At 40.5% G+C, this 14,782-nt stretch carries 14 protein-coding genes and 3 pseudogenes; 9 read left to right on the top strand and 8 right to left on the bottom strand.

Features of this window, described 5'->3' with window-relative positions; genetic code table 11:
• Positions 1–18: 18 nt before the first annotated feature.
• The gene (locus Q0541_RS29515) at positions 19–576 is read right to left on the bottom strand and encodes a bleomycin hydrolase (protein WP_298919629.1); all 558 of its coding nucleotides are present in this window, start codon (positions 574–576) and stop codon (positions 19–21) included.
• A gap of 455 nt (positions 577–1,031) precedes the next feature.
• Positions 1,032–1,199, bottom strand: coding sequence for an NblA/ycf18 family protein (locus Q0541_RS29510; protein WP_298919627.1), 168 nt, complete (start codon positions 1,197–1,199; stop codon positions 1,032–1,034).
• 318 nt (positions 1,200–1,517) lie between these two features.
• Here Q0541_RS29510 and Q0541_RS29505 point away from each other — a divergent pair, with 318 nt between their 5' ends.
• From Q0541_RS29505 to Q0541_RS29495, 3 genes are all read left to right on the top strand, one after another.
• A complete protein-coding gene (locus Q0541_RS29505) occupies positions 1,518–2,135 on the top strand; it encodes a phycobiliprotein lyase (protein WP_298919775.1) in 618 nt (205 codons plus the stop codon).
• Positions 2,136–2,687, top strand: a complete 552-nt coding sequence (locus tag Q0541_RS29500) for a hypothetical protein (RefSeq protein ID WP_298919625.1) — start codon at positions 2,136–2,138, stop codon at positions 2,685–2,687.
• A gap of 354 nt (positions 2,688–3,041) precedes the next feature.
• Positions 3,042–3,809 carry a phycobilisome rod-core linker polypeptide gene (locus Q0541_RS29495; RefSeq protein ID WP_298919623.1) on the top strand — a complete coding sequence of 256 codons (768 nt, stop codon included), beginning with the start codon at positions 3,042–3,044 and terminating at the stop codon, positions 3,807–3,809.
• 428 nt (positions 3,810–4,237) lie between these two features.
• On the opposite strand, the gene Q0541_RS29490 is transcribed toward Q0541_RS29495, so the two are convergent.
• A complete protein-coding gene (locus tag Q0541_RS29490) occupies positions 4,238–4,489 on the bottom strand; it encodes a hypothetical protein (RefSeq protein WP_298919621.1) in 252 nt (83 codons plus the stop codon).
• A 175-nt stretch (positions 4,490–4,664) separates the two neighbouring features.
• On the opposite strand from Q0541_RS29490, the pseudogene Q0541_RS29485 reads away from it, so the two are divergent.
• Together Q0541_RS29485 and Q0541_RS29480 are read left to right on the top strand one after the other, a co-directional pair.
• Positions 4,665–6,015: pseudogene (locus tag Q0541_RS29485) on the top strand (IS701 family transposase).
• Positions 6,016–6,066: 51 nt separating this feature from the next.
• The gene (locus Q0541_RS29480) at positions 6,067–6,723 is read left to right on the top strand and encodes a hypothetical protein (protein WP_298919618.1); all 657 of its coding nucleotides are present in this window, start codon (positions 6,067–6,069) and stop codon (positions 6,721–6,723) included.
• Positions 6,724–6,958: 235 nt separating this feature from the next.
• Here the strand turns inward: Q0541_RS29480 and Q0541_RS29475 are convergent, their stop codons facing one another.
• The 3 genes from Q0541_RS29475 to Q0541_RS29465 all read right to left on the bottom strand — a co-directional run bounded on the left by Q0541_RS29475 (position 6,959) and on the right by Q0541_RS29465 (position 8,594).
• Positions 6,959–7,876 (bottom strand): RluA family pseudouridine synthase, encoded by a 918-nt coding sequence (locus Q0541_RS29475; protein WP_298919773.1) that lies wholly within the window; start codon positions 7,874–7,876, stop codon positions 6,959–6,961.
• Between the two features lie 221 nt (positions 7,877–8,097).
• Positions 8,098–8,448 carry a DUF952 domain-containing protein gene (locus Q0541_RS29470; RefSeq protein ID WP_298919616.1) on the bottom strand — a complete coding sequence of 117 codons (351 nt, stop codon included), beginning with the start codon at positions 8,446–8,448 and terminating at the stop codon, positions 8,098–8,100.
• The gene (locus Q0541_RS29465) at positions 8,445–8,594 is read right to left on the bottom strand and encodes a KGK domain-containing protein (protein ID WP_298919614.1); all 150 of its coding nucleotides are present in this window, start codon (positions 8,592–8,594) and stop codon (positions 8,445–8,447) included. Before Q0541_RS29465 ends, Q0541_RS29470 begins: the two co-directional genes overlap by 4 nt.
• Before the next feature lie 411 nt (positions 8,595–9,005).
• Between Q0541_RS29465 and Q0541_RS29460 the strand changes: the two genes are divergently transcribed.
• Together Q0541_RS29460 and Q0541_RS29455 are read left to right on the top strand one after the other, a co-directional pair.
• Positions 9,006–10,307: a hypothetical protein gene (locus Q0541_RS29460; RefSeq protein WP_298919612.1), complete on the top strand. Its 1,302-nt coding sequence runs from the start codon at positions 9,006–9,008 to the stop codon at positions 10,305–10,307.
• A 111-nt stretch (positions 10,308–10,418) separates the two neighbouring features.
• The gene (locus Q0541_RS29455; RefSeq protein ID WP_298919610.1) at positions 10,419–11,066 is read left to right on the top strand and encodes a hypothetical protein; all 648 of its coding nucleotides are present in this window, start codon (positions 10,419–10,421) and stop codon (positions 11,064–11,066) included.
• Positions 11,067–11,441: 375 nt separating this feature from the next.
• Here Q0541_RS29455 and Q0541_RS29450 read toward each other — a convergent pair.
• Together Q0541_RS29450 and Q0541_RS29445 are read right to left on the bottom strand one after the other, a co-directional pair.
• Positions 11,442–12,773, bottom strand: a pseudogene (locus Q0541_RS29450) (hypothetical protein); the annotation flags it as partial.
• A 122-nt stretch (positions 12,774–12,895) separates the two neighbouring features.
• Positions 12,896–13,078 (bottom strand): annotated as a pseudogene (locus tag Q0541_RS29445) (thioredoxin-like domain-containing protein); the annotation flags it as partial.
• A gap of 153 nt (positions 13,079–13,231) precedes the next feature.
• Here Q0541_RS29445 and Q0541_RS29440 point away from each other — a divergent pair.
• Together Q0541_RS29440 and glsA are read left to right on the top strand one after the other, a co-directional pair.
• Positions 13,232–13,384, top strand: a complete 153-nt coding sequence (locus Q0541_RS29440; RefSeq protein ID WP_298919608.1) for a hypothetical protein — start codon at positions 13,232–13,234, stop codon at positions 13,382–13,384.
• A gap of 281 nt (positions 13,385–13,665) precedes the next feature.
• Positions 13,666–14,580, top strand: coding sequence for a glutaminase A (gene glsA / locus Q0541_RS29435; protein WP_298919606.1), 915 nt, complete (start codon positions 13,666–13,668; stop codon positions 14,578–14,580).
• Positions 14,581–14,782: the final 202 nt, after the last annotated feature.

The following is a 14,782-nucleotide window of genomic DNA, read 5'->3' as shown; positions in this document are numbered from 1 at the left end:
GCCCTTAGCCATGAGCTATTAGCTCAGAGCAGAAATAATGCGATCAAAGTAGCTAGCAGCTTCAGCAGCTAGAGCAGAGCAGTCGCCTTGAATTACTTCTTGCTTGCGGAACCTTTTACCAGCGTTAGCTTCAGTGTTGGTGTTGGTGATGTGGGCAACGCTGATAGCCTTCAGGAGTTCTACAGCACGTACAGAAGAGCCGGTAGGGACGCCCAAAGCTGTGTAGGTTTCTTTTAGCCCATTCAGAGCACGATCATCCAAAACAGAAGAATCACCAGCCAATAGCGCATAGGTCACGTAGCGCAGCATGATTTCGGCATCACGTAGACAAGCAGCATGACGACGAGTTGGGTACAGGTTACCACCAGCTTGAATTAAACCTTGGTTTTCACAGGCAATCCCAGCAATGGCATCAGAAACGGCACAGCTAGAGTTGCTGGCGATCGCGTTTACAGCATCAAGGCGCTTGTTGCCATCAGCAATGAAAGATTTGAGGGCTGCTAAATCAGCACCACCGATCGGAGCAGTTTTGGCGTCTGCTGTAATTACAGCTTTAGAAAAAGCATCAAGAACCATGAGTTCTCCTTAATATTCACAAATGGCGGATATTATTTCTGGCCTGTTCTCGATCAGATTAACTGCGAGTAGCCAATGAAAAACATAGGGGATCAATAGTACCCTAGTCTTTACTATGAGAGACAAAGTAATAATCTGTAATATTTACCTATAATTCGGTTAGTCTGACATAAAAAATCAAATTTAGCCTAAATGGGCATTGGGGTTTTCCCAGAAGGAACTGCCTACCGTGCATGGTTTTCCGACTTGTACCCCTACGGGGATCTTGCTAGCAAGAGCGTCTCCCTTAAAAGAGGCGACTGGCGTCAGCCCCTTCCCTACGGGACGCTCTTGCGTTCGGGGAAGTCAAAAGTCACTCATTCAAAAGTCATTGGGCAAAAAAATAAGACTTACGCATTTTAATGGAACTCTACCATTGCGTAAGTCTTAAGGAAAAAATCTTGTTTTTTACTTGATCAAGCTTGTTTTAGGAGATGTTTGACCAAATTATCTTTCACCATCATCTGCCGTAAAACTTCTAACAAAAATTCCTGAGCCTCTTCTTGATTCAAATTCTTTACCTGGTCTTTCAAATTTTGTAAGCGAAACTGTTGCTCTAAGGTTAATTCGACTGGGAAGTCCATGAGCCATTCCTCTGATTTACTGAATCGAAGCGTATTTGTTGTTACTGCTAGTGTGAACGCGTAGGCCGTCGTAAACATCGCTTTCCATTATTTTAGCACTGAGATATTAAAATTTACATATTGTCAAGCCATAACAAATCAAGCTCATAAAAATTTACAATTAGATAAGAATACGTCTCCCTCTCCTTTTGTAGGGAGTTTATTGAAGCTGACCACTAATCGCTGTAAAGTTTAGAATGTTTATATACCAACAACTCTAAAAAGAAAAAACCTGTAAAACATCATCCGCAGGAGTAATAAGTAGGAGTCAAAAAATTGATAGACGCAATGGAATTTTTTCAGTTAAGTGCTGGTAATTGGCGATCGCAACGGGCAACTCATCACCTAGCCTTCAAGCGCTCAGAGACGGGAGAATCGGATATACAGGTAGAAACTCTGGATGCCAATCATCCAGAAATCATTGAACTGTGCCAGTATCATCAGATTGACCCCAGCCTATCAGTAGGGGGATCACGCGTGCGTTGGCTAGGCACAATGGCTTGGGATAGAGAGGGTGAGGAGAACCATCAGGGGAAAACCATATTTGCGATCGTGCCTGATGGCGATAACCCAAGGATTGGCAAATTACTCCGCGAAAGAGGCTACGCCGAAATTATGCCTGTAGTCGGTCTTTTTCACATGGATGATGAAGATGGACTAGTGTTGACAACCGAATACGAAACAATGAGTTCCATTGAGAGATTCTGGTTCGCTAGCCCAAATACGCGGCTGCGAACTAGTACGGTAAAACGGTTTGGCGGCTTTAGCACTGCATCGTTTTGTACTGAAACCCGTATTGAAACTTCTGTTGAGGTTTCCAACACAGAACAGGTAATAGAAAGACTTGGGGAGGATATTCTGGAAAAAAGAGAGTTTTATTCAGTTTTGGGCTGGTGAATGATTCTTAAGGGAACTGATGCTTTTACTCGTGGGCGAGATTATCTGCATCGGGTACAGGGATTTGCTCTAGAACCGGGTATGGTGGATGTGTTTGATAACCTGCGCGATCGCATCCCCATTTGCACTTGGATCGGTGAGAATATTAACACCGTTAACGCTCAGATCAACACCTACTTAGAAGTTTGTCATGAGTGCTTTCATCCCCAAGAGCGTCGCCACATCCAAATTTTTGCAGTCCCCATAGCTCAATCCTTTGGCATAGACGGGCTGTGCAACATTTTCACAAACCCAATCACTATTCTGGTAGATGTCGGTCGAGTTGCACCTAGAGACTGGTTTGGTGTAGTCGTCCATGAATACGTCCATGCCCATCTAGGAGACTTTGGTCATAATCAGCAGTTTGCTAGCATCCTATCTCATCTATGTTTAGGACTGGGATTGGAACCACCCTACTGGGAGGTAGGGATGGAAGCAACTTTGCGTAGCTGGCCTCACTGTAAGTCAACCATAGATCCCTTGGAATTTTGGATAGGTCACCGAAGCAGGTAGGGGATATAGATGAGGGAGAATAACTAATGCAATACTCCATACCCGATTAATTTCTTTTGCTAAATGTTAAAAATTATTGCTTCAGTTCAAAAAGGTGAAACTGAATCTCCTAATCTGAAATATGTGCATAAAATTTTTTAGTCATTTACGTAGTCATTAAGCCGCAAGCCCCACTCCCTTTATTAATCAGTTATGGCTTGAATCCAGCGGGCTAATCGTTTTTCCTACGAATACTTAAATTACCCTTAGTTAAGTTTCGTAAAATTTTATCAGAATCTCAGGTTCTGCTCCAACTACTCCCTTAATATATGATTTAAAGTTGTTAACTTTAATTAAGAACATGGAGGCCTAAGAGTGGCAATTCCTCTATTAACATATGACCCTTCAAGCCAAAATCAGCGTGTAGCTGCATATGAAGTACCGGGTGATGAACAGCCCAGGATTTTTACTACAGACAATATACTGTCCCCGTCAGATTTAGGTGATCTGATCGAAGCAGCATATCGTCAACTTTTCTTTTATGCCTTTTCTGCCGATCGCGAAACATATTTAGAATCCCAACTCCGTAATGGACAAATTACAGTGCGGGACTTTATTCGTGGGTTGGTGCTTTCCAATACCTTTAAGAAAAGCTTCTACGACCTCAACAATAATTATCGCTTTGTTGAGCAAGTGATCCAGCGGGTTCTAGGACGCGACCCATACAGCGAACGGGAAAAAATCGCTTGGTCAATTGTAGTTGCTACCAAGGGTATTGTAGGCTTCATTGATGAAGTTCTGAATACTGAAGAGTACCTGAGTAATTTTGGATACTCCACAGTGCCCTATCAGCGGCGTCGGATACTGCCATCCCAATCTGAGGGTGAGTTGCCATTCAACATCAAGTCTCCGCGATACGAAGATTACCACCGTGCTAAACTGGGCTTCCCCCAAATCATTTGGCAGGTAGAAGTACGCAGATTCCTCCCACAAGAGCAAAAGCCCAAGGCTGGCGATCCATCTCTCTTCTTAGGTATGGCACAAAGTATCAATGCAACTGGCAATTCGCCACAAAGGATCTCGCCATACAACATCGATATCGAAAAGTCTGTACCTTATCGGCAACTGTCAGGAATTAAATAACGATTTCTGGTCGGTGGCTGGCTAATACATCCATTTGATAATTTTATAGCGTGCATAAGCCTTGGGTTACGTAGGAGTTTCATTTAGGTATTACTAGTGAAACAGACTCTATCCCATGTCTGATGCACGCTAGTCGTTTTTTTAGATGCATGTCTTAAAGGTTGTTTGAAAAATGTTTCGCTGTGACTTTAGGCACTTTGCCTAACTACCTTGCCCGGTCGTCGCTTAGTAGATTTCAAACTAGATAAAGTCAGATTTGAGTAGAATCAAATAGCACCAAGGGTTTCTCATGCTGGGGCTGGATGGGGAAAATGGCTAAGGATCATATAGAAATTAGAAGGAAGAGGTACTTCAAGCTCAGTTCACAAATCGCTCAGTTGGATAATGCACAATTGCCTTCTCTGTTTGACAATGGTGAGTCGAATAAGTCAAGCACGGGTTGGGGGATGAATCACGCCATCGTCCTTGGGGAATCCAGGGTCTTTGTGAAACGTGTTCCGGTTACAAACATCGAATTTGACAACCTCTTCTCCACCAGAAACCTTTATGACCTGCCGACTTACTGTAATTACGGCTTCGGTTCCACTGGTTTTGGGGTCTTTCGGGAACTTGTGACCCATATTAAGACGACCAACTGGGTATTGTCTGGGGCAATTGCCAGCTTCCCACTGATGTACCATTATCGGATTATTTCCTTGGACAGGCGGCGTGCGGATGTGGATAGGTCGCGTATAAAAGCTTATGTGGAGTACTGGGGCAATAGTACCAACGCCGGCAATTACCCCTCTTTTGTCACTTTCCGGGTATTCTGAATAAAAGAATCAAAAGAAAAAACTCTGGAAGGTAAGCAGAGCAATGGATGTAGAATTACAAATCCTGAAACATTTGTCAAGAGATGCCCACCCAACAGTTGCGATGGCGTAACCGCCCGCTGGAAGCGATCGTAGATGAATATTGTGCAGAGTATAAAGACTTATTTAAAGAAGTAAGAAATTATGAGTGCTTCAAATATTTACATTTAGGGATAATTTCACCAATAAAAAGAAAATCATTACCAGAAATAGCGAAAGTAGTAAGTATAAACTCGGCACAGTCATTACATCATTTTATAGCTTATTCAGATTGGTCAGTAGATAAATTAAAAAATCGAAGATTGAATAAACTCAAGAAAGCATTAGAAGGAAATGCCATCACACTGGTAATAGATGAAACTGGAGATAGAAAAAAAGGTAAAAAGACTGATTATGTAGCAAGACAATATCTAGGGAGCGTAGGAAAAATAGATAATGGAATAGTCTCAGTCAATGCTTATGGAGTTTATGACAATATAACATTTCCATTAAGTTTCAAGATATTTAAACCGAAGGGGACACTCAAAGAAGGAGATAAATATAAAACCAAAATAGAGTTAGCATCAGAAATTATTACAGAATTAATTGAATCAGGCTTTAATATTGAACTGGTACTGGCAGATAGTTTATATGGTGAGAGTAGCGAATTCATTAAAAAACTGAATGAATATGAATTAGCTTATGTCGTAGCAATTAGAAGTAATCATGGAGTCTGGCTGCCAGCAGGTCAGAGCGTTAGGGCGAATAGATGGTGTAAATTTGAAAGAACATTTAGCAATCAAAAATCAGAAACTAGATACATTAGAGAAATAATTTATGGTAAAAAAAGAGCCATAACTTACTGGCAAATAACTACCGACCCAGAAACCATGCCGGAGAATTCTACTTCTTACGTCATGACAAATCTTCAAGAAAATCTGAAGAAAACTTTAGGCGACATATATGGATTAAGAACCTGGGTAGAATATGGTTTTCGGCAGTGTAAACAGGAACTAGGTTGGACAGATTATCGATTTACTAATTTCCAACATATTGAGAAATGGTGGGAAATTATTTTTTGTGTTTACACGATGATTAGTTTAAGTTCTCCAGCATTTTTAGGCTTAAATATTCGTCAAATCGAACCGGATATACAAGAAAATAATTTTGTTGATTTTTCTAATCATCAACAATGGAATCATGAATGCGGATGGAAGAATACTTTAAATAATCTGCGTCTCATTGTCCAACCTCTCTTACTATTTTGGTTAATTTATCCCTGGCTAAATATTTTCCCCAATTCCAATTTATTGCTGGGATTTAATCAATTAATTAGTACAATGAATCAATTCAAACCCTGTTATGCTTCTGGATAATTTAACTTATTTATTACTTGCTTACTTCGGAAAGTGACAGAAGAGGGGTATGTGTTAGATAGAGCGAACGCCAAGTATGAGTTAGTTCTGTTTTTAGAGTACATACCGCATGTTTTAGAAACATGGCTCCTCTTAAACCCCAACAAACTTCAGAAAGCCCTGGATGACTTACGCACGACGATTACCTTTTTGAGGACAAAGGGAATCATCCACTTCGACGCACATTTTCGCAACATCCTCACCGACGGCAAGCAAATATATTTGACCGATTTTGGTTTAGTACTTGACAAGAGTTTTACGTTGACCAAAGATGAAGAGTCTTTCTTTAAGCAGAACAGATTTTACGACTATGGTGAAGTCCTGCGGAATCTTAGTCACCTTATTCGATCGCCGTATGATTTATGTTCAAAGAACGATAAACGCAGAATGATGGAAAAATATGGCATAAAAGAAGGCTTAAAACCTTATGAACTGAGGTCTATATTACTTGACAACATCGAGCAAATACATTCTGATGGGGTAATGAAGTTAGATAAGTTCTATGTTGCCAGCATCGTCAAATACCGCAGCATCATTGCGCTGATGCAAGACTTCTTCTCTGATATGTGGGAAAATAAGAAGAAGGATACGAAACTTCGTCATGCAGAATTACGGCTGCTGCTCAAAGAAACGGGGTTTCTTGCTGGTGCTGGAATTCACGGCGGATAAGAGTGAGACATTAAGATAATTGCACTTTTGTCAAGAGGGTGCTATGCGTTTTATAGGTACGATCAGGCAAGACAAAAAGCAAGCCGCAGCCTCAAACCCGATCGCCTTTCCTCTAAGAAAAATTGTTAGTTAAGTGCTTGAGCACGATACCTACGCTAACGCACTCCACTACCAAAAACCCCGGCGTTAAGTACCGAGGTGAGGGCGGGGGCGATCGCCTTTGAATAAAAAAAGGTTAAGATGCAATTCGTCTTTTTAGCATCTCCAAAAGTTTTGTAAATTGGGTGGGAGGGGTAGCTGTCACCTCAATCATCTCGCCAGATAGGGGATGCTGTAATTTTAGTCGCCAGGCGTGGAGTGCTTGACCGGGCAAATTTACGCCCACTGAATGACCAGAACTATAAACTGGGTCGCCGACAATGGGATGACCCATTTTGGCGCTATGGACACGAATTTGATGGGTGCGTCCGGTTTCTAGTTGGAAGTGAATTAATGTATAGTTACCGAGGCGTTCTAACACTTGCCAATGAGTGATGGCGGATCGTCCACCTTGTTCAACAGACATAATAGCCATTTTCTTGCGGTCTTGGGGATGGCGACCAATGGGTAAGTCAATTGTGCCACTTTCAGTTTTTGGCGCACCGTAAACTACGCCCAAGTATTCTCGGCGTGCTGTTTTTGCTTTGAGTTGCGCTTGTAGGTGATGATGGGCAATTTCTGTTTTAGCGATCGCGATCGCCCCCGTTGTATCTTTATCCAATCGATGGACGATTCCTGGACGTTGGACTCCGCCAATTCCTGGTAAATTGGGGCAGTGTGCCAACAGGGCATTTACTAAGGTGCCATCTGGATGACCGGGCGCAGGATGGACAACTAAGCCTGCGGGTTTGTTGAGAATAAGTAACTGGTCGTCTTCGTAGAGGATATCTAGAGGGATATTTTCTGCAAGCAATTCTAAGGGTTGGGCTTGTGGTATTTCGAGAGTAATGCGATCGCCTACCTTGACATTGATCTTCTTGGATGTACAAACTTTATCGTTAAGTTGGACGTTACCCTGTTCAATTAACTGTTGGATGCGGGAACGGGATAAGTCTGGTAATTCTTGGCAAAGGTAACGGTCAAGGCGATCGCCTTTGGTGTTGACGCAGTGTATCGTATTTCTGGAGGGAAGTAAGCTAGGTGCATCATTCTCCAGTGGAGTTGACAAGCGATCGCTATTTTCTTGGATTTGTAAATTAAATTCGGTCACAATTGCTTTAGATTAATTCCCGTTCTTTAAGTAAAGCGCGGAATGCTTATAGTTGGGCGATTAGAAACTGCATCTACACGAGGCTTTACTCACCTTTCCTACGGGACGCTGCGCGAACGGGTTCGTTATTCTAAATTTATAATTTCTTGCGGCAACTCAAATAAACTATCTTCCCCAGCTTCAAAATCAATCACCTGATACACAGCATCAATATTTAACTCACCATAAATATGAGGAAATAATTCGCCTATTTCAGCAGGTTCATAGCGAATTTCAGCTTGCACTTTTTCAGAATCAATAAAAAGTAGCACCAATTCTTGTTGATTATCAAAAAATCTCTTTGCAACTTTGAGTAATTGCGTTGATTTTGAACAGTGGATAAAGCCTTCACTCTCTAGCGAATCAGCGCGATAGCTACTGGTATTTTTTGCTTGTTCCCATTGTTGGCGTTTGGTGATGTGGAGGATAGTGTTCATGTTGCTTGTATCATTTTACGAATATCATCTAAAGGTGATTCTGGTTCACTAGCATTATCAGGATAAAATTCTAACACTACAGTAATGTTCAATTTTTCAACAGATATAGAAAGCCTGGGGCAGAGATGATTTAAGTAAGTGGACATTTACATTACGTAATATAGGTTCATTTATTCTTGCCCACTTACTTATTGTGCAGCTAAAGATTTTGATATTAATTTAACAAAAAGTTGAATGATAGGCGATGCCCACGGTGGTCACTGAGCCTGTCGTACTCCTACGGGGAAGCAAGCTAGCAAGAGCGTCTCCAAGAGTTGTACGGTAAACTACGCTCTGACGATGAGCAAGCCGCAGCAGCCAAACTTAACTTTACGTGAACTGCTGGAGAGCTTTACGCCTGAGATGTATGAAATCAGAACAGCTATGCCCGGATTTCTCTTGTAAGAAATCCGGGTTAATTGGCTACATTTCCGTAATATTACTAGTTTCAATTGGGATGTTTGGCGTATAAATTGCTGTTGTATTACCGTAAATACTTTTATAGAAGGAATATTTTGATGGATAAAATACAAAAAATTATCAATGGTAGTAATACTTATCAAATTATTAGTATTAACTATACTTCTTGGAACTTAGGGACAATCTTGATAACTTTTATTCTACTGTTGACAGCTATTTTTACCAACTCGGTAGTTGCAGCAAATAATGTTGTTTCTGAAAATCAAGAGGCTCAATTGAGTGGGTCTCAAAATCGCAAAGCATCTTCTATAGTATCAGAACCTAATTCACAACAAAAAAAGATCAGATCGCGACAAAGGTTGTTGGCATCTAAAAAAAGTAATCCTGTGACTAAATTAGAGACTGTAAGCATTAGTAATCGTTTTACTGGTAACCTTAAGTCTGAAACATTCAGGAATTCTTTTTCTGGAAAAAATTTTTGGCTTAAATCTCAAGAAAAGATAAAAATTAATGATAATTTAGCGAAACAGTTATTTGCTTATCCAATTAGTAATAGTGATTTGCATTTAAAACAGAGTAATGTATTGAAGCAGAAACAACCTCAAATTTTCGCACAAATAGACTCTTCAGAATTTTCGGGTGATACTTTTGGTGAGACTAATAAATTACGCCAACAACTTTTAATTGATCCCATAGTGAGGCTAGGTAAATCACCAAAAGCTGCCCCTGGTTCAGCAGCTGGTACTCCTTCTGCCTATGGTGCAAGTTTTGGCCAAGCCTATATTGGCGGTGGTTTACTTTTCCCTCTAGATGAGGATAAAGATAGGGTAGATGGTTCTTTGTCTGTTGGTTTTGGTTTGGGAGATGCAGTTAAATCTGTAGGATTGGAAGTTAATGTCAATATTACTAGTGTAGGTGGTGGTGAGAGTTTTGATTTTGGTGATAGTGGCGGTGTAGGTTTTAAGCTACACAAATATTTGGGTGATGGTACAGCTGTAGCTATTGGTTGGTCAAATCCTATTAAATGGGGAGATGTTGGCAAAGCTAAAGATACTATCTATGGAGTAGTTACTAAGTCATTTCCACTACAATCAAATAATCCTAATAACAAATTACCTTTGACTGTTTCTGTGGGACTTGGCAGTGGTGCTTTTCGTTCTAAAGGTGCAATAGCAGCAGATGAAAATCCTGTGAATCTTTTTGCTAGTTTAGGTTTTAGAGTCATACCTGAAGTATCTTTAGTAAGTAGCTGGACTGGAAATCGTCTCAATATGGGTGCATCTTTTGCTCCTTTCAAGAAGACACCTGTAGTTATCAATACTATTTTCACAGATGTTACTAGCAATCTTAATAGTGGTCTAGGTTTTTCTCTGAGTGCAGGGTACAGTTTTCAGTTTTAACTGCTGAGTTATCTTGGAATTTCATCAACAATAAAAACAATGAAGAAACAAAAATTTTCTCTCATTCTTACTCTAACGTTAATCTTATTCACTTATCTAGTGGGTGGGCCTATGAGAGTAAATGCTGGTACTGCTGGCGTCACGGGAACTAGTGAAGATTCTACTTCCTCATCGGGGGATAATTTTAACCCAGGATCTTCAGAGCCATTTGTTGAACCTGCACCTGGGGTTGAAGTTGAATTTAGTGGTGATGGTAGGATTAGCGTAGCAACAGAAGTTCAAAATAATTTAAATAAAACTCTCATTAATATACTCAGCCAAAATCCCGATGCAAATAGTCCGGCTGCGATCATTCTAGTTATCTTACTGGGTGGGGTGAATGCACAAGCAGCAGCTAATCAGTTACAGGTTTCTATAGTTAATTTAGGAGTATCATCACCATCTGTAGCATCACTGGTAAATGCTTTATTGGCTCTAGCCAGAAATAAATCAGCATCTGTATTAGGCGTTCCTGTAGGACAATTACAACCAATGCAGCTAGTTGCCAGCACTAAAGGATTAATGGCAGATTTAATGATAGCCCAGAAGGGAGAAACACCAAATGTGGATATAAAAAAGCTAAATGATGCTATTACTGCTTACAACAAGATTGTGATGGAAAGCAGTCCTAAAGTTATCCAAAAACTTGCAAAAGATCCACAATTTTTAGAAGTTGGTAAGCTGCTTAAGCAATTAAGGGCTGCCTTAAATAAAAGTTAAAACTTAGATGTGATGAGACTAAAGTTATTAGTGGTACAGTTGACAATCCTCTGGCTTAAACCAGAGGATTGTTGTTTTTAGAATCGAGTTATCAACATCAATCTAGTGAAAATACTGATATTCAAGCCATTAAAGATAGTTTATATAGCAATCCTAAATAAGTTATGAACAAAAATATCCCCGACTTCTTGAAGAAGTCGGGGATCTGAGTCTCTCGGTGGAAAGCAAATCAAATAGGATTACTATAGTTCGCCTGTAACCTTTGACTGGGTTGGCTTATTATCAAAATTTAGTAGCACTATTTAATTAGTTCTCTTTTAAATCTTACGCAGAGACACACAGCTTTCCTTTGCACCTTTGCTTGAGGTAATCATTCTATAAATTAGGCGGAATACAAACATCTGGCGCACATAAACCAGGAAATTGCAACGTCATCACCTCAAGACTATTCAAATCTACGCGGCGGATGGCATGATTATTGGTATCGGCAATATATAAAAAAGAAGCGATCGCACTCAATCCCGAAGGTTCAAAAAAGCGGCTATTTTTACCCTTGCCATCTTGTAAGCCACTAGTACCATCTCCTAAAACTGTTTGACAATTCCCACTAGGACTGACTAATTTAATTTTGTGATTGTAGGTATCTGCTACCCACAGGTAATTCTGGACGTATTCCACCCCTAGACAGTGTTGTAAACGGACATCTTCACCTTGTCCATCAACATCGCCAAAACCGAATAAACTTCCACTACCACAAACGGTTCGGACTTGGTACGGTTCTACAATTCCAATGCTACGAATTGAACTAACTTCACTGTCAGCAATATATAATTCTTGCCCATCTGTGCTGATACCACTGGGTTGAGCAAAGGCAGATTCAGCAAGTGAACCATCAATGCAAGCTTCTGCACCAGTACCAGCATAAGTTTTAATGACGCTAGTTTCTAAATCCATTTCCCAAATCTGATGGGGCCCAGCCATTGCAATAAACAGGGTATGTCCCACTTTCACTAAATCCCAAGGGGAATTCAGCGCAGTTTCTAAACCAGCACCGCCATGAGGACGGATATTGCGGCTTTGTTCACCAGTTCCGGCTATAGTTTCGACTACTTGGCGCTTCAAGTCAACTCGCCGCAGGGCATGATTTTCTGTATCAGCAACATAAAGAATTTGATTTTCTGCATCAAACACCATTCCCTGTGGTGCAAAAAACTGCGCTTCGCTGAACGAACCATCGGTTAAGCCAGATTTTCCAGTACTAATCAAATGCAAAATTTCCCCGTCAAAGCTACTCATAATCAGGCGGTGATGTCCAGAGTCAGCAATAAATAAAGCCGCTTGGGTAGCTAGAACTTTACCAGGAAAGGCTAGAGGTGTGATTAATGGTTGGCGCTGTTTTTCTAAAGTCAAGCTAATTTCTTGGAAATTAATTGTGCCTTTCTCGTGGTGTTGCTGAATTAACTTTTGAATCAATTCGTCTAAAGTGTCACGGTTTCCTTCACCAGAAATCTGGCCAATCACATAACCTTCTGGATCAATAATTATTAACGTAGGCCAAGCACGAACAGCATACTCTTGCCAAATCTGAAAACCTCTGTCAACTACAACTGGATGTTCAATGTCGTAGCGCAAGACAGCTTGGCGAATATTTTCTGTTTCCTTTTCGTTGTCAAATTTGGCAGAGTGAACCCCGATAACGGTAAGACTATAGCAGTCCTAAATCATATGTGAAAACTTCTTTTTCTTTTTTTGGCGCTCTTGGCGGCAACTCTTGGAGACGCTGCGCGTTAGCGGTTCGTTCATTTTCACAACTCATTTAGGATTGCTATATCTTTATATTTCTGTTCTAAATATTTTAGGTTTGGCAGAATATGCAGACAATTAATACAACAGTATGTCCAAAAGTCTAAAATTACGACTCTACCCTTAAGTTGTTTAAGAGATAAGGGTTTATCGGTGTTAAGCCAAGAGTAATTTTGCGGTAATTCTGGCGCTCTAACACGGGGAATCATAAAGTCTACTTTGCTCTTAGAGAATGTTTATACTAATTTTCTAAAATAAGCCGATGAAAAATAATCATACATATATTATCGCTGCTCCTAGGGGCTTATACAAAACCAAATCTAAGTTTAATTGCAGAACAGCTAGATATTTAACCAGTCAATATGAAGTCAGAAACCCGCAATGTATTATTAAAAGCTTACGCACAATTACAAGAAATCATTGATGAGTTGTACGAAGCTGATGACAGAGCGATAGCAAACAATGATTTTAATGATACTAGCTTGCTGGCTAGTAGAGCAGATATATTTTATTAAAAAGCCGAAATTTGGAAATTGTGATTTCAGAACAAAAGCAAAGATGAAAATAATTGAAGAATTAAAGACTTGTATTCAGGAACTCAGTAAACAAGGTGTTGAACTCAGGTAAAAAGCATCTGAAGTATATTTAACTAACCAAGAGCAAGCTAAACAGTTCAGGCAACAGGCAAGAGAAGCTAGTAAGCGCTGCCAAGTATTGATACAAAAGTTAAAACGACAACAAGGTTAAAGCTAAAATAATTACTATTTAATAAATAAACTTTTAGAAAACTTACACTTTGAAAGGACTTGATAAACTAACTACTACGAAGTTATCAGCGTGGGTGCAACTAGCCAAAACCCAAGCTGAACAAGGACAAGTTGCCGATCGCATTCCGCAATTAGCTTTGGCTGATCCTGATTGTTTTGCAGTTCACATCTGCTGTGAATCGGGGAAAACTATCAGCTTTGGGGATACAGCTTGTGTGTTCCCGCTAATGAGCGTTATTAAGACATTTTCTCTACTTTATCTACTAGAACATTTTGGCGTAGAAACAGTTTTTGGGTGGGTTGGGGTTGAACCATCGGATACACCCTTCAATTCTTTAGAACAACTCATTGCCGATCGCGGTCGCCCCCGCAACCCGATGATTAATAGTGGGGCAATTACCCTCGCTGATAAATTACCAGGAAAGGACGCAAGCGTTCGCACTTTTTCATTTTGTCAATGGCTCAATCAATTAGCAGGTTGTCAACTCAAGTTAGATGAGGTAATGCTGGCTTCAGTGCGATCAACCCGCTCAACAGCCAATCAAGCGATCGCTAATTATCTTGCTCAAGCTGGGCATCTAGAAAATATTGAAACAGCACTTGACACCTACGAGCAAATATGCTGTATATCTGGGCGAGTTGAAGATTTAGCCCTTTTGGGAAAACTCCTAGCTTGTGAAAATAGCTATTTCTCCGCAGAAAACCGCCGAATTGTCAATGCTGTAATGTTAACTTGTGGACTGTACGAAGCTTCTGCCCAGTTTGCAGTCAAGATTGGTCTACCGATGAAATCAGGCATTGGTGGTGGACTTGTAGCAATAGTACCAGGTGAGGGAGCGATCGCTTGCTATAGTCCTGGGTTGGATAATATCGGTAATCCTGTAGCAGCGATCGCATTTGTTGAGGCTTTAGCGCAAGAGTTACAGTTGAGTGTCTTTGGTTAAGCTAGTCATTATTTTTTTACTTCTCTTCTGGTGTAGTTTCTGGAACTGCTGGGGTAGGTGTAGCTGGCAAACCAAGAGATGGTGTCGCATTTGGGAACTGACGCGGGTTGAAATATCTTTTTAATTCTGGTTTTTCTGAATCAGGAGCGATTTTTTTTGGGTAACAGGGTTGATTCAGATATTGGTGTTACCTGTGGCTGTG

This window comes from uncultured Nostoc sp. (assembly GCF_937863485.1).
GTDB lineage: Bacteria > Cyanobacteriota > Cyanobacteriia > Cyanobacteriales > Nostocaceae > Nostoc.
Note: the sequence above shows the minus strand (reverse complement) of the source record. Positions and strands in the feature narration are given on the sequence as shown.